The 15,734-nt window shown below is 71.8% G+C and carries 14 protein-coding genes and 1 riboswitch; of the genes, 2 read left to right on the forward strand and 12 right to left on the reverse strand.

Annotated elements, in window-relative coordinates:
• Window positions 1–163 precede the first annotated feature (163 nt).
• On the forward strand, window positions 164–2,128 hold the full coding sequence (locus ACF1FZ_RS08725; protein WP_391772969.1) for an AAA family ATPase: 1,965 nt from the start codon (window positions 164–166) through the stop codon (window positions 2,126–2,128).
• A 45-nt stretch (window positions 2,129–2,173) separates the two neighbouring features.
• Here ACF1FZ_RS08725 and ACF1FZ_RS08730 read toward each other — a convergent pair whose 3' ends face one another.
• The 12 genes from ACF1FZ_RS08730 to ACF1FZ_RS08785 all read right to left on the reverse strand — a co-directional run bounded on the left by ACF1FZ_RS08730 (window position 2,174) and on the right by ACF1FZ_RS08785 (window position 13,376).
• On the reverse strand, window positions 2,174–3,265 hold the full coding sequence (locus tag ACF1FZ_RS08730) for a hemolysin family protein (protein WP_391772651.1): 1,092 nt from the start codon (window positions 3,263–3,265) through the stop codon (window positions 2,174–2,176).
• The gene (locus tag ACF1FZ_RS08735; RefSeq protein ID WP_391772652.1) at window positions 3,262–4,629 is read right to left on the reverse strand and encodes a hemolysin family protein; all 1,368 of its coding nucleotides are present in this window, start codon (window positions 4,627–4,629) and stop codon (window positions 3,262–3,264) included. Before ACF1FZ_RS08735 ends, ACF1FZ_RS08730 begins: the two co-directional genes overlap by 4 nt.
• Window positions 4,630–4,817: 188 nt before the next feature.
• Window positions 4,818–5,297 (reverse strand): PH domain-containing protein, encoded by a 480-nt coding sequence (locus ACF1FZ_RS08740; protein WP_391772653.1) that lies wholly within the window; start codon window positions 5,295–5,297, stop codon window positions 4,818–4,820.
• Between the two features lie 40 nt (window positions 5,298–5,337).
• Window positions 5,338–6,186, reverse strand: a complete 849-nt coding sequence (hisG, locus tag ACF1FZ_RS08745; RefSeq protein ID WP_391772654.1) for an ATP phosphoribosyltransferase — start codon at window positions 6,184–6,186, stop codon at window positions 5,338–5,340.
• A gap of 54 nt (window positions 6,187–6,240) precedes the next feature.
• The gene (locus ACF1FZ_RS08750) at window positions 6,241–6,513 is read right to left on the reverse strand and encodes a phosphoribosyl-ATP diphosphatase (protein ID WP_391772655.1); all 273 of its coding nucleotides are present in this window, start codon (window positions 6,511–6,513) and stop codon (window positions 6,241–6,243) included.
• Between the two features lie 35 nt (window positions 6,514–6,548).
• Window positions 6,549–7,034, reverse strand: a complete 486-nt coding sequence (gene ribH, locus ACF1FZ_RS08755) for a 6,7-dimethyl-8-ribityllumazine synthase (RefSeq protein ID WP_391772656.1) — start codon at window positions 7,032–7,034, stop codon at window positions 6,549–6,551.
• 25 nt (window positions 7,035–7,059) lie between these two features.
• On the reverse strand, window positions 7,060–8,346 hold the full coding sequence (locus ACF1FZ_RS08760) for a bifunctional 3,4-dihydroxy-2-butanone-4-phosphate synthase/GTP cyclohydrolase II (protein WP_391772657.1): 1,287 nt from the start codon (window positions 8,344–8,346) through the stop codon (window positions 7,060–7,062).
• On the reverse strand, window positions 8,343–8,987 hold the full coding sequence (locus tag ACF1FZ_RS08765) for a nicotinamide riboside transporter PnuC (RefSeq protein ID WP_391772658.1): 645 nt from the start codon (window positions 8,985–8,987) through the stop codon (window positions 8,343–8,345). Before ACF1FZ_RS08765 ends, ACF1FZ_RS08760 begins: the two co-directional genes overlap by 4 nt.
• Complete coding sequence (locus tag ACF1FZ_RS08770; RefSeq protein ID WP_391772659.1) at window positions 8,984–9,604, reverse strand: riboflavin synthase; 621 nt, start codon at window positions 9,602–9,604, stop codon at window positions 8,984–8,986. The genes ACF1FZ_RS08765 and ACF1FZ_RS08770 overlap by 4 nt, the downstream gene beginning before the upstream one ends.
• Complete coding sequence (ribD, locus tag ACF1FZ_RS08775; protein WP_391772660.1) at window positions 9,605–10,705, reverse strand: bifunctional diaminohydroxyphosphoribosylaminopyrimidine deaminase/5-amino-6-(5-phosphoribosylamino)uracil reductase RibD; 1,101 nt, start codon at window positions 10,703–10,705, stop codon at window positions 9,605–9,607.
• A gap of 160 nt (window positions 10,706–10,865) precedes the next feature.
• A riboswitch (FMN riboswitch) is annotated at window positions 10,866–10,996 on the reverse strand.
• A 479-nt stretch (window positions 10,997–11,475) separates the two neighbouring features.
• Window positions 11,476–12,096, reverse strand: a complete 621-nt coding sequence (locus ACF1FZ_RS08780; RefSeq protein WP_391772661.1) for a hypothetical protein — start codon at window positions 12,094–12,096, stop codon at window positions 11,476–11,478.
• Window positions 12,097–12,149: 53 nt separating this feature from the next.
• Complete coding sequence (locus tag ACF1FZ_RS08785) at window positions 12,150–13,376, reverse strand: DNA sulfur modification protein DndB (protein ID WP_391772662.1); 1,227 nt, start codon at window positions 13,374–13,376, stop codon at window positions 12,150–12,152.
• Window positions 13,377–13,552: 176 nt separating this feature from the next.
• Between ACF1FZ_RS08785 and ACF1FZ_RS08790 the strand changes: the two genes are divergently transcribed.
• A complete protein-coding gene (locus ACF1FZ_RS08790; RefSeq protein WP_391772663.1) occupies window positions 13,553–15,727 on the forward strand; it encodes an N-6 DNA methylase in 2,175 nt (724 codons plus the stop codon).
• The last annotated feature ends 7 nt before the right edge of the window (window positions 15,728–15,734 follow it).

Here is a 15,734-nt window from a genome sequence, read left to right on the forward strand (position 1 = left end):
TCTGCCCTCACACCCCCTCGATCCGGGCCTTCACTCACCGTGGGTCACCACGGCCGAAGCGCCGGTAACGCCCTTAACCGCTCACTCCCTGTGCAGGTACGATGCCTCTCGGGTGTGGTCAATTCCCGTCCCCGGCAAGGTGATGAGGGGCATCGCGCTGGGCATGCTGTGCGGGCGGGGCATTCTGGGGGCACGGTTTGTGGGGGACCTGATGGACATCGGCACGCCGGGCACGCTGGCCCCGGCCGACCTTGCCTGGCTTCGCGGGGTGGATGCCTACACCATGGGCGCGTACCCGCAGGCCGAGGAGGAGTTCAGGACCGCGGTGCGTTTCGATCCCGGCATGGCTGACGGCTGGCTGGGGCTGCACGCGCTGCGGACCGACACGGCCGCGGCACTGTTGCACATGTACCGCCATCGCGACCGCTTCGGCGAGCAGCGCGCCCGTCATCGCCGCACGCTCAACTCGTGGTACTGGCTGGGGTGGTGGGTGCAGCCGGTGCTGGAGAGCCCGCGCGATCTGCTCCTCGCGCACGCCTCGCACTGGCTGGACGGCCGTCATGTGCCGGAGCTGGACCGGGCCTTGGCGGCCCTGCCGCCGATCGACACCGACGCCCAGGTCCGGTTCCTGCACGCCTGCCGCTCCTACCTGGTCAAGGACTGGGAGCAGCTCGTACGCACCACGGACCAGCTCGTCGACGATCCGCTGCTCGGTATCGAGGCGGGGCTCTTCGGTGGCATGGCACGGGTGCGTCTGGAGATGTACGGGCAGGCGGAGCCGCTGCTGTCCGCCGCGCTGATGCGCTGCCGCAGCGAGCAGCCGCAGCGCAAGGAACTGCGTTACTGGCTGGCGCGGGCCCACGAGGGCACCGGCCGCAGTGCGGCGGCCCTGCCGCTGTACCGGGCGGTGCACCGCGTGGACCCGGCCTTCATGGACACCTCGGCCAGACTCGCGGCGATCTCCGAGGGGGACGGTTACGACGAGGCCGCCGACCTCGCCGCGGTGTCGCTGGCCGGCGTCGGCACGGATGGCGGCGGCACGGGTGCGGAGGCCCGGACGGACGGGGACCTGGTGTTCGGCACCGATCTCGTGGACGGCCGTGACCCCTGGCCGGGCGATGATCCGCAGGCCGCGCCCGGGGCTGTGGTGCCACCGTCCGGGGCCGGAGGTGATGACGGGGCGCGGGCGAAGCCCGGGGCGCCGCGGGCCGCCGCCTTCCCTGCGGGGCCCAGTGACCCGGTGATGCTTGCGAAGGCCTTGGCGCAGCTCGAGCGCATGGTCGGGCTCGACCCCGTGAAACGCCAGGTCAAGGCCCTGTCCGCCCAGCTGAACATGGCGCGTCTGCGGGCGGAGCAGGGATTGCCGGTGCAGCCTCCGAAGCGGCACTTCGTCTTCTCCGGCCCGTCCGGGACGGGCAAGACCACGGTGGCCCGCATCCTGGGCAGGGTCTTCTACGCGCTCGGGCTCCTCGGCGGCGACCACCTGGTGGAAGCCCAACGATCGGACCTGGTGGGCGAGTTCCTCGGGCAGACCGCTGTGAAGGCCAACGAGCTGATCGATTCGGCACTCGGCGGCGTGCTGTTCGTGGACGAGGCGTACAGCCTCTCCAACTCCGGTTACAGCAAGGGCGACGCGTACGGCGACGAGGCACTGCAGGTCCTCCTCAAACGGGCCGAGGACAACAGGGATCACCTGGTCGTCATCCTCGCCGGCTATCCCGAGGGCATGGACCGGCTGCTCTCCACCAACCCGGGGCTCTCCTCACGCTTCACCACGCGGGTCGACTTCCCGAGCTACCGCCCCCTCGAACTCACCGCGATCGGCGAGGTGCTGGCCGCCGAGAACGGCGACGCGTGGGACGAGGAGGCGCGCGAAGAGCTGCGCAGCATCAGCGTTCATGTGGTCGGCCAGGGCTGGATCGACGAGCTGGGCAACGGCCGCTTCCTGCGCACCCTGTACGAGAAGAGCTGCGCCTACCGCGATCTGCGGCTGTCCGGTTACACCGCCGCCCCCACCCGGGACGACCTGGCCACCCTGCGGCTCCCGGATCTGATGCAGGCCTATGGCGAGGTGCTGTCCGGACGTGGCCCGGTGGGCCGGGGGAGGCAGGAGCCCGAAGCCCTGTGAACCGGCCGCCGGGCGGCCCCCGAGGGTGCCGCCCGGCGGTGGGGATCAGCCCAGGGGTGCCATGGCCTTCGTCTTCGGTGCCTCCACCGTGCGGCGGGGCACCGAGACGCGGTGGGCCGGGTCGCGGACCTCGCCCACGAGCATCTCCAGGACGTCCTCCATGGCGACCAGGCCGAGCACCCTGCCCGACGCGTCGGCGACCTGGGCGAGATGCGTGGCAGCGCGGCGCATGACCGTCAAGGCGTCGTCCAGGGGGAGTTCGGCCCGTACGGTCGCCATCGGGCGCCAGATCTGCTGCGGCACGGCCCGGTCGCCCTCCTCGAGATCCAGGACGTCCTTGACGTGCAGGTAGCCCATGAACGGGCCGCCGCCCTCCGAACAGACGGGAAAGCGGGAGTACCCGGTCCGCACGGTCAGCTCCTCCACGCGGCGCGGGGTCACGGAGGGTTCCACCGTCACCAGGGACGCCCGGTCCAGCAGCACGTCGGTGACGGGCCTGCTGCCCAGCTCCAGGGCGTCCCCGAGGCGTTCCTGCGCCTCGGGTTCCAGCAGGCCGGCCAGGCCCGCGTCCTCCACCAGACGGTTGAGCTGCTCACTGGTGAAGACGGCCTCGACCTCGTCCTTCGGCTCCACCTTGAAGAGCCGCAGCACGAACGTGGCGCAGGCCCCCAACGCGGAGGTCACGGGCCGGCAGAGCCGGGCGAATCCGACGAGGCCGGGGCTGAGCCACATCGCGGTCTTCTCGGGGGCGGCCATCGCCAGGTTCTTCGGGACCATCTCGCCGATGACCAGGTGGAGAAAGACCACGGAGACGAGCGCCACCGCGAAGCCGAGCGGATGGACGAGTCCTTCGGGCACGTGCGCCGCGTGGAAGACCGGCTCCAGGAGGTGGGCGACGGTCGGTTCCGCGACGGCGCCGAGCGTGAGGGAGCAGATAGTGATGCCGAACTGTGCGGCGGCCATCATCTGCGGCAGGTTCTCCAGGCCGTACAACACCTTTACGGCCCGGCTCGACCCGCCCGCCGCGAGGGGCTCGACCTGGCTGCGCCGCACGGAGACGAGCGCGAATTCGGCGCCGACGAAGAAGCCGTTCGCCAGTACGAGGAAGCTGGCGAACACCAGCTGTACGAGGCTCATCGCACGGCCTCCAGCAGGTCCTGGGTGAGCCGTTCCGGCCGGCCCCGTGGTGTGTCCGTCAGACGGACGAAGCGGACCTGCTCGGCACGGTAGTGGCCGACCTGGCGGACGGAGATCCGCCAGCCGGGGAGCTCGGTCCGGTCGCCGGGGGCGGGGATGCGCCCCAGCAGATCGGCGACGAGGCCCGCCACGGTCTCGTAGGGCCCGTCGGGTACGTCGAGGCCCATCCTCAGCAGGGCCAGCACCCGGGTGCTGCCTTCCACGTCCCAGCCGGGCCGTCCGTCGTCGGCGACGACGGGTGTCAGCTCAGGACGGTCGGCGCCCTCCACGTCGTGCTCGTCCCTGACCTCACCGACGAGTTCCTCGATGATGTCCTCGAGGGTGACGACACCGGCGGTGCCGCCGTACTCGTCGACCACGACGGCTATCGGCTGCTCGCTGCGCAGCCGCTGGAGCAGCTGCTCGACGGGCAGGGACTCCGGTACCAGGAGCGGCGCCACGGCGATCCGGCTCACCGGGGTGCGCAGGCGGTCCCGGGAGGGGACGGCCAGGGCGTTCTTGAGGTGGACCATGCCGACCACCTCGTCGATGCGGTCCCGGTAGACGGGGAAGCGGGACAGGCCGGTGGCCCGCGTGAGGTTGAGGACGTCCGCCGCCGTGGCCGACGTCTGCAGGGCACTGACCTTCACCCGCGGGGTCATGACGTGCTGTGCGGTGAGCCCGGCGAGGGACAGGGTCCGCACGAAGAGATCGGCGGTGTCCTGCTCCAGGGTCCCGGCTTCGGCGGAGTGCCGGGCCAGGGAGACGAGCTCGCCCGGGGTCCTGGCGGAGGCGAGTTCGTCGGTGGGTTCGACACCCAGCAGCCTGACCAGCCGGTTGGCCACGGCGTTCAGGGCGGTGATCACCGGCCTGAGGAGGGTGGAGAAGCGGTGCTGGGGCCCGGCAACGAAACGGGCGACCTGGAGCGGCCGGGAGACCGCCCAGTTCTTCGGGACGAGCTCGCCGATCACCATCTGGACGGCGGAGGCGAACAGCATGCCGATCACGACGCTCACGCCGGGGACCGCCCCGTGGGGCAGTCCGGTGGCGGTGAGCGGCCCGGCGAGCAGCTGGGCGAGCGCCGGTTCGGCGAGCATGCCGACGACCAGCGAGGTGATGGTGATGCCGAGCTGGGTGCCGGAGAGCTGGAAGGAGAGTTCGCGCAGGGCGGCGACGACGGTACGGGCCCGGCGGTCGCCTTCGGCGGCGGCGCGTTCGGCGTCCGGCCGTTCCACCGTGACGAGCCCGAATTCGGCTGCCACGAAGAACCCGTTGGCGAGGATGAGGAGGAATGCCGCGAGGAGCAGCAACAGGGGGGTGGTCATGCCGCCGCCTCCGGGGAGAGGGCGGCGCAGGTACTACCGGACGATCCGTCCATTGCTGGAGGGAGTCACTCCTTGGGTCGCAGGAAAGTGCCCCGCGGGCCTCGGGGGCCTTCCGGTGCGGGGCGGGGCGCACCCGGTGCGCCACCGGTCCCAGAATAATCGGAATCGGGCCGGACGGGGCAGCGGGCTCAGCCGTTCTCCGTGGTGTCGTTCACTCCGCTGCCGTGGAACTCGGCGAGGGCGCGGAGTGTGCGGGCGTCACGGATGGCCCGGTCCTTGGCGAGTCCGGGCTGGATGCCGAGTGCGGGCATGCTCGTGCCGTCGCTGAGGTCGAGGAAGACCCACGGGTCACCGGCGCGCAGGTTGACGCGCAGGATCTCCGCCCAGGCCAGCCGGCGGGTACGGGTGATGTTGACGACCGTCACCCCTGCCTCGTCGGCGGTGACGCGGGGCCTGCTGAGCAGGGCGAGTACGCCGAAGAAGAGCAGGGCGACGAAGACGAAGCTGGTCCGCTCCCCCGGGCTGAGGTTCTCCAGGATCATCGCGACCGCGGTGATGACGAGGAAGGTCGCCGCCCCCACGGCCAGCAGGACCACCCGGGTGAGAGTGGGCCTGAAGGTGGCCGGGAGGGCGGGGAGCCCGGGAGGCGGGGGCGCGGGGGCGGACATGGTGGGGCTGTCGTCCTTAGGTGTGCTGGGGTCCGGCTCGTCAGAGGCGGCAGGCGTGGATGGCCGTCGTGAGGATGGCGCGCGCACCCAGCTCGTACAGGTCGTCCATGATCCGCTGGGCCTCCTTGGAGGCGACCATGGAGCGGACGGCGACCCAGCCCTCGTGGTGCAGCGGGGAGATGGTCGGCGACTCCAGACCCGGGGTGAGGGCGACGGCGCGCTCCAGGTGCTCGACGCGGCAGTCGTAATCCATCATCACGTAGGTGCGGGCGACCAGGACACCCTGGAGGCGGCGCAGGAACTGCTGCACCTTGGGGTCCTCGGCGTCGGCGCCCTTGCGGCGGATCACGACGGCTTCCGACGTCATGATCGGCTCGCCGATGACCTCCAGTCCGGCGTTGCGCAGGCTGGTGCCGGTCTCGACGACGTCGGCGATGACCTGGGCGACACCGAGCTCGATGGCGGTCTCGACCGCGCCGTCGAGGTGCACGACGGAGGCCTTGACGCCGGCGTCGGCGAGGTGCGCCGCCACGATGCCCTCGTAGGACGTGGCGATGGTCATGCCGTCGAAGTCCTCGGGGCCGGTGGCCGTGCCGGGCTTGGTGGCGTAGCGGAAGGTCGAACGCGCGAAGCCGAGCTGGAGGATCTCCTCGGCCTCGGCGCCGGAGTCCTGCAGCAGGTCGCGTCCGGTGATGCCGATGTCCAGGCGGCCGGAGCTGACGTAGATCGCGATGTCGCGCGGCCGCAGGTAGAAGAACTCGACCTCGTTGGCCGGGTCGACCAGGACGAGTTCCTTCGACTCCTTGCGCTGCTGGTAGCCGGCCTCATGGAGCATCGCCATCGCAGGCCCGGAGAGTGAACCCTTGTTGGGGACGGCGATGCGCAGCATGAAGTCGGGTTTCCTTTGTGCGGAGGGGTGTTCGGGAGACGTGCGGGGCGTGGCTCAGAGGTGGGCGTAGACGTCGTCGAGGGAGATCCCGCGGGCGACCATCATCACCTGGACGTGGTAGAGCAGCTGCGAGATCTCCTCGGCTGCGGCTTCCTTGCCCTCGTGCTCGGCGGCCATCCAGACCTCGGCGGCCTCCTCGACGACCTTCTTGCCGATGGCATGCACGCCCTTGCCCACCAGCTCGGCGGTGCGGGAGGTGGAGGGGTCGCCGTCGGCGGCCTTGCGCTGCAGCTCGGCGAAGAGCTCTTCGAAGGTTTTGTTGGCCATGATGGTCCTTAGAATACGGGGTCCCGGGGTGCTGCTCAGCGCCAGGGTTCGCTGACGGTACGCAGCGTGGCGGCGGTGGCCACGGCGGCGGTGACCGCTTCGTGGCCCTTGTCCTCGTTGGAGCCCTCGAGTCCGGCCCGGTCCAGAGCCTGCTCCTCGTTGTCACAGGTGAGGACGCCGAAGCCGACGGGGACACCGGTGTCGACCGTGACCTGGGTGAGGCCGTTGGTCACGCCCTGGGACACGTATTCGAAGTGGGGGGTCCCGCCACGGATGATCACTCCGAGGGCGACGATCGCGTCGTAACCGCGGCCGGCGAGCACCTTGGCCACCACCGGGAGCTCGAAGCTGCCGGGGACCCGGAGCAGTGTCGGCTCGTCGATGCCCAGGTCGCGCAGGGCGCGCAGGGCCCCGTCGACGAGGCCGTCCATGACCCGCTCGTGCCACTGGGCCGCGATCACCGCCACCCGCAGGTCCCCGCAGTTGCGTACGGACAGTTCGGGTGCGCCCTTGCCGCTCATGTCTCTCCTGTGTGTTCGTCGGTGCTTACTGGTTGCCGCAGGCCGACACGGAGGCGTCGAGCCAGGGCAGGTCGTGCCCCATCCGGTCCCGTTTGGTGCGCAGGTACCGCAGGTTGTGTTCACCGGCCTGGACGGGCATGGGCTCACGCCCGGTGATCTCGAGCCCGTGCCGCACGAGCGCTGCGGTCTTCTCCGGGTTGTTGGTCATCAGACGCAGGGTGCGCACGCCGAGGTCCCGCAGGATCTGGGCCCCCGCCGCGTAGTCCCGCGCGTCGGCGGGCAGCCCGAGCTCGAGATTGGCGTCGAGGGTGTCGGAGCCGCGCTCCTGGAGTTCGTACGCGCGCATCTTGGACAGCAGTCCGATGCCGCGGCCCTCGTGGCCGCGCAGGTAGACGACGACCCCGCGGCCCTCGGCCGTGACGCGTTCCATGGAGGTGTGCAGCTGAGGGCCGCAGTCGCAGCGCTGGGACTGGAAGATGTCGCCGGTCAGGCATTCGGAGTGGACCCGGACGAGGACGTCCTGGCCGTCACCGAGGTCACCGTGGACGAGTGCCACGTGCTCGACGCCGTCGACGGCGGAGCGGTAGCCGTAGGCGGTGAACGGGCCGAAGGCCGTGGGCAGCCGGACCTCGGCCTCGCGGCGCACGGTGGGCTCGGAGCTGCGGCGGTAGGCGATCAGGTCCTCGATGGAGATGATCGTGAGCCCGTGCTTACGGGCGAACGGGACGAGTTCGGGCAGCCTCAGCATCACTCCGTCCTCACCGGCGATCTCGACGATGGCGCCCGCGGGGCGCAGTCCGGCGAGCCTGGCCAGGTCGACGGCGGCCTCGGTGTGGCCGTTGCGGACGAGGACACCGCCGGGGCGGGCACGGAGCGGGAAGACGTGGCCGGGGCGCACGAAGTCGCCGGGGCCGGCGTGGCCGCCCGCCAGCATCCGCAGCGTGGTGGCGCGGTCGGCCGCGGAGATCCCCGTGGTCACCCCGTGCTCCGCGGAGGCGTCCACGGAGACGGTGAAGGCCGTCTGCATCGACTCGGTGTTGTGCGTGACCATCTGCGGGAGTTCGAGGCGCTCCAGTTCCTCGTCCTCCATCGGCGCGCAGATCAGGCCGCGGCACTCGCTCATCATGAAGGCGATGATCTCGGGGGTCGCCTTCTCGGCGGCGACGACGAGGTCGCCCTCGTTCTCCCGGTCCTCGTCGTCGACGACCACGACGGGCCGCCCGGCGGCGATGTCGCGGATCGCCTGTTCGACGGGATCGAGCGAGAGGTCTTCCAGGGTGCGGTCGTGCAACCAGGCGGGCTGGGCGGTCATGCCGTGGCTCCTTCCAGAGGGGGTGTCCGCGTGCGCAGCCACCAGTCGCGCATGCCCCACAGGACGAGGGCGCCGTAGACGACGTAGATGAGACCGGAGAAGGCGAGTCCGCTGTGGAAGTTGAGCGGTACGCCGACCAGGTCGACGAGCAGCCAGGCGAACCAGAACTCGACCATGCCGCGCGCCTGGGCGACCATCGCCACCAGGGTGCCGGCGAAGATGTAGGCGTCCGCCCACGGGCTCCAGGAGAGTGACGGGAAGGCGGTGAACAGCCCGCCGACCGCGAGGGTGCCGAGCGCGGCACCCCCCACCAGGTACGCGCGCTCGCGCCAGGTGGCGAAGCGCACGGCGATGGACCCGTCCTGCGCCTGCTGCCTGCCGCGGGTCCACTGCTGCCAGCCCCAGACGGCGACGGCGATGACGATCAGCTGCTTGCCGACGCTGCCCGCCTGCTGCACGGAGACGTTGGCGGCGACCAGGACGACGCCGGACAGGAGCTGGGCGGGCCAGGTCCAGACGGAGCGGAGCCAGCCGAGGGCCAGTGCTATCAGGCCGATCGTGTTGCCGAGCATGTCCGACCAGATGATGTGCTGTCCGAAGGCGGTGAACGCCTCCGAGTTCAGCCAGTCCAGAGCGCTCATGCGGCCGGCCCCCCGGGTTGCGGCACGACTCCGTGGCCGAGCAGCCGTTCGACGTACTTCGCGAGGACGTCCACCTCGAGGTTGACCGGGTCGCCGGGCTTCTTGATGCCGAGTGTGGTCAGTGCGAGGGTGGTGGGGATGAGGCTGATGGTGAAGTGGTCGGGGCCCGCGTCGACGACCGTCAGGCTCACCCCGTCGACGGTGATCGACCCCTTCTCCACCACGTAGCGGGACAGACCGGCGGGCAGGGAGATCGTGACGACCTCCCAGTTCTCGGAGACCTTGCGCTCGACGATGTGACCCGTGCCGTCCACGTGCCCCTGGACGATGTGTCCGCCGAGGCGGCCGCCGAGGGCCATGGGGCGCTCCAGGTTGACCCGGGAGCCGGCCGCCAGCGCGCCGAGGCTGGAGCGGTCCAGCGTCTCGGCCATGACGTCGGCGGTGAACTCGTCCTCCCCGAGGTCCACGACGGTGAGGCAGACACCGTTGACGGCGATGGAGTCGCCGTGCTTGGCGCCCTCGGTCACCACGGGGCCGCGCAGCCGGAAGCGGGAGGCGTCGTCCAGCTTCTCGACGGCGGTGACCTCGCCCAGTTCTTCGACAATTCCGGTGAACACTCAGTTTCCCTTCCGAGCAGGAACAGGGACGGCGGTGATGCGCAGATCGGGGCCGATACGGACGGTCTCGGTCACATCGAGGCGCAACGCCTGGGAGAGGGTGGAGATTCCGGCGTCGGCGAGGGCCGCGGGGCCCGCGCCGAGGAGAACCGGGGCGAGATAGCCGACGACGGTGTCGACCGCTCCCGCGGCGACGAAGGAGCCGGCCAGGACCGGTCCGCCCTCGAGGAGTACGGAGCGGACTCCCCGGTCGTGGAGGGCGGCGAGCAGAGCGCCGATGTCCAGACCTGGCCCGGCGGCGGCGCGCGGCAGGCGCAGCACGGTGTCCCCGGGGAGGTGGTCTGCCCCGGCGTCGTCGGCGACCGCGACCAGGGTGGGTGCGGTCGTGTCGAGGACGCGCGCGCCGGGCCGGACGGCGGTGGCGCCGGTGTCGACGACCACCCGGAGCGGCTGGGTGGCGCCCTCGATGCCGCGTACGCCCAGCTGGGGGTCGTCGGCGCGGGCTGTGCCGGAGCCGACCACCACGGCGTCCGCCTCGGCGCGCAGCCGGTGGACGTCGGCGCGGGCCTCGGGGGAGGTGATCCAGCGGCTGGTGGCGTCGGCGGCCGCGATCCGGCCGTCGAGTGTCGCCGCGTACTTCCACAGGACGTACGGGCGGCCGAGGCGGACCGAGGTGAGCCAGGCGGTGTTTCCGCTCTCCGCCTCGTCGGCGAGAAGGCCCTGCTCCACCTGGACACCTGCGGCACCCAGGGTGTCCGCACCGCCTGTGGCCTGCGGGTTCGGGTCGCCCACCGCGTACACGACACGGCGGACGCCGGCCTCGATGAGTGCCTGGGCGCAGGGGCCGGTGCGGCCGGTGTGGTTACAGGGTTCGAGGGTGACGCAGGCGGTGCCGCCCCGGGCCCGCTCGCCGGCCTCACGCAGGGCGTGGATCTCGGCGTGCGGCCCTCCGGCGCGCTGGTGGAAGCCTTCGCCGGCCACTTCACCGGCGGCGTCGAGGATGACGCATCCGACGACCGGATTCGGGCTGGTGGCGCCGAGTCCGCGGGCTGCGAGCGTGATCGCCCGCCGCATGGCGGTTCTTTCGGCTGCGGTGGCCACCGGGTCCTCCTGCCTCTTCGGGCACGGACTCCGGGGCCTGTCATGACGACAGAGGTAACGGAACGCAACAGGGGAACGCCGAAAACCGAAGACACGGATGCGATCGTCCCGGGAGTCCCCGGAACGCATCCGCCGACGGCGGCATACCTGTGACGGCCCGCCGCGCACTGCCTCCCATCCGGACTTTCACCGTCGGTCCAGGAATCTCACCTGGTCAACCGGCCGCTGGATGCGGACGGGTCGCGGACTATAACCGCCGGTTCGGAATTACACCGACCCCGGAGTGCGCTGCTACTGGTACAGGGTCATTGTGCCACGGCGCGCAGTGATCCGAACGGGTAACTCCTGTGGGGCGACTCACAGCCCCTGGTGCGGCCGCGGGGGAAGCGGTCGTAGCCGGGCCTGAGGACGGGCGGACGTTCCGGCCCGGCTCCGGCCCGGGATCCAGGTGCCCGCCCCCAGGACCGGGCGTCCCACGAGTGTGCGGGCGGCGCTCTCCCACCACCGGCTTTCGGCTCGGAGGCGCGGGTACCCGGCGGGTATGCGCAGGTCCGCCATCGGCGCAACAGGAGTCGGGGCGGTCTGCGGCAAGTCGTCGAGTTCCCTCGGAGGGCGTTTTCCCCTCGGCCTTCGGCTTGGCCGGACCCGGGGGTCCGGGCAGGTTCGCGAGCCTGTGCTTCACCCGCTGCCGCACGCGTTCCTGCCGGGGAGCGGCGCGGCGAGTGAGCAGGGTCGTCCTCCGCCGCGCCTCGTCATCCTGTAGGGGCGGGTCAGCCGACGCGCTTCCACTCCTGGCAGCGCGTCGACTTGAAGACCTCGCCCTTGTTCACGGTGACCCGGCCGCTGCCGTCCAGGTTGCCGTTGGCGATGATCGCGTCGAACTCGCCGCTGGCATTGCTCGCCCGCTCCCAGTAGCAGCCGAAGCTCCCCTCGGGCCCTGCGGTCTTGTAGGTCCCCGCCTTCATGTCCTCACCCACCAGGTACTCGCCGTCTCCCTCGACGGTGGTGGGCGGCCCCTTCGGCTTGGCGGGCTTGGGCGGCGGGGCCGTCACTGTGGTGGTCACGGTCACCGTGGGCCCGGGTACCTCGACCTCCTTGGTGACTGTCTTGGTCCCAGTCGTCTTCGGTGCGGGGCCGGCGGAGCCCGTGGCCTGAGCCTGGTCGTCCGAGACGCCGATCCCGACTCCGAGGAAGAGAGCGACGAGACCGACGGCTCCGTGGGCAAGCCACTTCTTGCCCTGCGACGGCTTCGCCGGCGGGGCGGGCGGGGGCATGAACCGGCCCGGGTACGGACCGTGTGACGGCGAGGTGGGCTGAGTCGGGTACGCGCCGAAGGAAGGGGTGTCGGTGGGACGGGGCGTGCCGGGCTGCTGCGGGCTGTCGGAATTCATCGTGCGGGCTCCTGGTCGTCGTGATCGGGCGTCGGTGGTCGGGGCAGGAGCGGTCACCGGCCCCGGATGCGCCGCCCGGCCTCCGTGCCCGGGTAGAGCATCGCGTCGGCGACACGGCCGCCGGAGTCCTTCACGCCGCCGCTGAAGTTGAGCCGCCCGGTCGCCCCGGCCTTCGCGGCCACGCCGTCCCAGTAGCGCGCCTCCCGCTCCCACTGGATGTCGGCGAGGAGCCGCTGCAGCGCATCGGTGCTCAGTGCGTTCGCCGGGTCGGCCCACGGCGTCGTGTGGTGGACGGCGATCCCGAGCCCGGCGAGCACGGCGGGCGCGGTGAGGGCGCTGCGCGAGACGAAGTGAGGGCTGTGCTCGGCGATGAGCCGGGCGAGCAGCGGTACGACGTGTCCCTCGACCTGACCGGCGTCGGTACCGGCGGGCAGCTCGTCCTCCTGGACGGTCTCCGCGGACCGGGACAGCCCGTTGCGGCCGTAGACCGCCGTGATGACCAGGGCCCGCAGGGCGGAGAGGGTGATGACCTCGGGGTCGCTCTTGCCGACCTGGCGCTTGCTGGCGTTGACGAGCTTGGTGAACGGTACGAGCTTGCCGTCCACGTCCACCTTGACGGCGTCGGCGACGCGGTGCGCGAGGCGGGTGGCGAAGTCCCGCTGGTCCATGGACATCGCCAGGTTCTTCGCCACGGCGACGCCCTGCACGTTGCGGTCGTAGAAGATCTGTCGCGCGTCGGCGACGCCCAGGTCGACGTACAGCTCGAACGGCACGCGGATCGTGGCGAGTTCGGCGTAGGTGAGCCCGAAGTGCTCCGGGTCGTCGTACAGCTCGTGCCAGGCGGTCGTCTGGGTCTCGCCGTCAATGGCGACGACTGCGGTGCCGGGCGTGATCGTCAGGGTCCGCAGTCCGGTGCCGGGCAGCAGTTCGTCGCTGAGTGCGGCGAGCGGTCCGGCGTGCCAGAAGGTGATCGGCGGCGTGGACCAGCCGGCGCCCAGTTCCCCCTTGACGCCGTCGGCGATGTACTCGGCGTACGAGCCGACGTTCTTCCCCTTCTGCGTGGACTTCAGCGCCCGCTGCACCAGCGACCGCAGCTCGGCGTGGCGGCGTACGGCACCGGAGGCGGCCTTGAGCGTCTTCGTGTCCTCCTCGCGGCGGGGCGAGGGGACGAGCTGGACGAGCGTCGGGACGGACATGGTCCCGATCACGGCGTCCGCCCGGAACGGCATGACGGTGAGCTGGGTGCCTTCGACGACGGCGGTCGGCATGGTGATGCGCATGGCGATTCCCCCCACGGGATCGACGAGTTGCCCGGACCCCCCTCGGGCCGAGCACCTCCACTTGGAAGCAACACCAGAGAAGCATCACCGTGAAAGCATTGTCAAACAGCTTGACGCGTTTGACCGGCCATGTAAGTTGTGAGCTGTCAGCTACCGAGAGGCCCAGGACTCCCGCCATGCTCCAGCCACCCGCCCAGGTGACCGCCGCCGAGATCTCACGCATCGCCGGAGTCACGCGCGCCACCGTCAGCAACTGGCGCCGTCGGCACGACGACTTCCCGGCACCCTCCGGGGGCACGGACTCCAGCCCGCTGTACGACCTGGTGGACGTGCGGAAGTGGCTCGGCGCCCGAGGACACGCCTCGACGGCCGACCCCGCGGAGGAGCTGCGCACCACGTTGCGACTGCACCCCGGGGGCGGCGGCATGACCGGCGCCCTGCTCCCCCTGGTCCTGGCCACGGCCCGGCGCACCCCCGAGGAACGCACCGCGCTGGCCGGCCTGTCCGACGCCGAACTCGTCGCCCGCGCCGACAGCGCGGTGGCCGATCTCGCGGAACTGGTCCCCGGCGCGGAGGCCGTCCACTTCGCGGCGCCTGACGTCGATGTCCTGCGGGCGCTGCTGCGCTGCGTACAGGACGACACGAGCGGCGAGGCGGCGCTGGCCGTGCTGGCGGAGCGAGAGCTGGAGGACAGTGCCGCGAGCGGCACCTACCGCACCCCGGTGCAGCTGGCCGACCTCGTCGCCCGCCTGGTGCCCGGCCCGTACGCCCGGGTCATGGACCCGGCGTGCGGCAGCGGCTCCCTGCTGTCGGCCGCCGCCCGGCGGGGCGCAACGGTGCTGTGCGGCCAGGACAGCGTGCCCGTGCAGGCGCAACGCAGCGCGGTGAGCCTGCTGCTGGCCGCCCCGGGCGCGGACATCACGGTGCGTGCGGGAGACAGTCTCCGCGCGGACGCGTTCGGCGGGGTCACCGTGGACGCCGTCCTGTGCAACCCGCCGTACGGCGACCGCGACTGGGGCCACGACGAGCTGGCCTACGACGCCCGCTGGGCGTACGGCGTACCGCCGCGCGCCGAGTCCGAGCTCGCCTGGGTCCAGCACGCGCTGTCCCACCTGGTGCCGGGCGGCCACGCCGTCCTGCTCCTCCCCCCGGCCGCCGCCTCCCGCGCCTCGGGCCGCCGGGTCCGCATGGAGCTGGTCCGCAGCGGGGCGCTGCGCGCGGTGGTGGCGTTGCCTCCGGGCGCGGCGGCGCCGTTCCATGTGGGGCTGCAGATCTGGGTGCTGCGGCTGCCCGAACCGGCCGGCTCCGCGCATACCTCGGTCCTGTTCGTCGACACGTCGGAGGCGGCGGGAGCGGGCGGCGACACGGCGACGGGTGGAGGTACGCGGACGGGCGGCACCGCCTCCGGCACACGCGCGGGCCGCGCCCCGCTGAACTGGACGGCTCTGACGGAAACGGCGCTCACCCAGTGGTCCGCCTTCGCGAAGGACCCGGACGCGTACGCCGACGAGCCGGGCACCGCCCGCGCGGTCCCGGTGGTCGACCTCCTGGACGACGTCGTGGACCTCTCCCCCGCCCGCCATGTACGCGCCTCGCGCACAGACGTCGCCCCGGCGGAATTGGCCCGAGAGGCGGACGAGGTACGCCGACGGCTCGTCGCCGGCGCCAAATCACTGGGCGAGGCGGCCGGTTACGACGACTGGAGCCCGGCCGGCCCCGCCCCCCGCGTGTGGCGCACGGCCACGGCGTCGGACCTGTCCCGGGGCGGCGCGCTCACGTTGCTGCGCACGGCGCCGGACTCCAAGGGTTCCGCCGGTGCGGCATCGGTGACTGCCGTACTCACCGGCATGGACATTGCGCGCGGCACGGAGCCATCCGGTGACCCCAGCGGGCTGCGGGCAGACTCGGCGCCGGTGATCGCGGCGGGCGACGTACTCGTACGGGCGGTCGCGGGCGGCAGCGGCGCGATGGCCCGCGTCGCGGACGACGCGGACACCGGAGCACTGCTCGGCCACCAGGTCCACCTGTTCCGACCTGATCCGGCAAGGCTCGATCCGTGGTTCCTGGCGGGCTTCCTGGGCTCGGAGGAGAACATCGCGAGCGCGTCCACGGGCAGCACGGTGCTTCACGTCAGTCCGGGCCGGCTGCGCGTTCCGCTGCTGCCGCTGGAGGAGCAGAGACGCTACGGCGACGCCTTCCGCCGCGTGCACGCACTGAGAACCGAGGCCGCGCGTGCCACGGAGCTGGCCGAGGAGACGGCCCGGCTGCTGGTCGGCGGGCTGACAGGGGGCGGGCTGGTCCCGTCGGCCCCGGCGGCGTCCGACAGCGGGGCCGCCGCGGAATCGGCCTGAACCGGCA

Origin of the sequence: Streptomyces sp. NPDC014623 (assembly GCF_043088245.1) — a bacterium.
Lineage (GTDB): Bacteria > Actinomycetota > Actinomycetes > Streptomycetales > Streptomycetaceae > Streptomyces.

What these genes read in the sequence shown, in the direction of transcription:
- ACF1FZ_RS08750 (WP_391772655.1), bottom strand. Translation starts at nt 6,513, where the DNA reads ATGGCCAACAAAACCTTCGAAGAGCTCTTCGCCGAGCTGCAGCGCAAG.
- ACF1FZ_RS08740 (WP_391772653.1), bottom strand. Translation starts at nt 5,297, where the DNA reads ATGTCCGCCCCCGCGCCCCCGCCTCCCGGGCTCCCCGCCCTCCCGGCC.
- ACF1FZ_RS08735 (WP_391772652.1), bottom strand. Translation starts at nt 4,629, where the DNA reads ATGACCACCCCCCTGTTGCTGCTCCTCGCGGCATTCCTCCTCATCCTC.
- ACF1FZ_RS08725 (WP_391772969.1), top strand. Translation starts at nt 164, where the DNA reads ATGCTGTGCGGGCGGGGCATTCTGGGGGCACGGTTTGTGGGGGACCTG.
- ACF1FZ_RS08765 (WP_391772658.1), bottom strand. Translation starts at nt 8,987, where the DNA reads ATGAGCGCTCTGGACTGGCTGAACTCGGAGGCGTTCACCGCCTTCGGA.
- ACF1FZ_RS08760 (WP_391772657.1), bottom strand. Translation starts at nt 8,346, where the DNA reads ATGACCGCCCAGCCCGCCTGGTTGCACGACCGCACCCTGGAAGACCTC.
- hisG (WP_391772654.1), bottom strand. Translation starts at nt 6,186, where the DNA reads ATGCTGCGCATCGCCGTCCCCAACAAGGGTTCACTCTCCGGGCCTGCG.
- ACF1FZ_RS08780 (WP_391772661.1), bottom strand. Translation starts at nt 12,096, where the DNA reads ATGAATTCCGACAGCCCGCAGCAGCCCGGCACGCCCCGTCCCACCGAC.
- ribH (WP_391772656.1), bottom strand. Translation starts at nt 7,034, where the DNA reads ATGAGCGGCAAGGGCGCACCCGAACTGTCCGTACGCAACTGCGGGGAC.
- ACF1FZ_RS08785 (WP_391772662.1), bottom strand. Translation starts at nt 13,376, where the DNA reads ATGCGCATCACCATGCCGACCGCCGTCGTCGAAGGCACCCAGCTCACC.
- ACF1FZ_RS08790 (WP_391772663.1), top strand. Translation starts at nt 13,553, where the DNA reads ATGCTCCAGCCACCCGCCCAGGTGACCGCCGCCGAGATCTCACGCATC.
- ACF1FZ_RS08730 (WP_391772651.1), bottom strand. Translation starts at nt 3,265, where the DNA reads ATGAGCCTCGTACAGCTGGTGTTCGCCAGCTTCCTCGTACTGGCGAAC.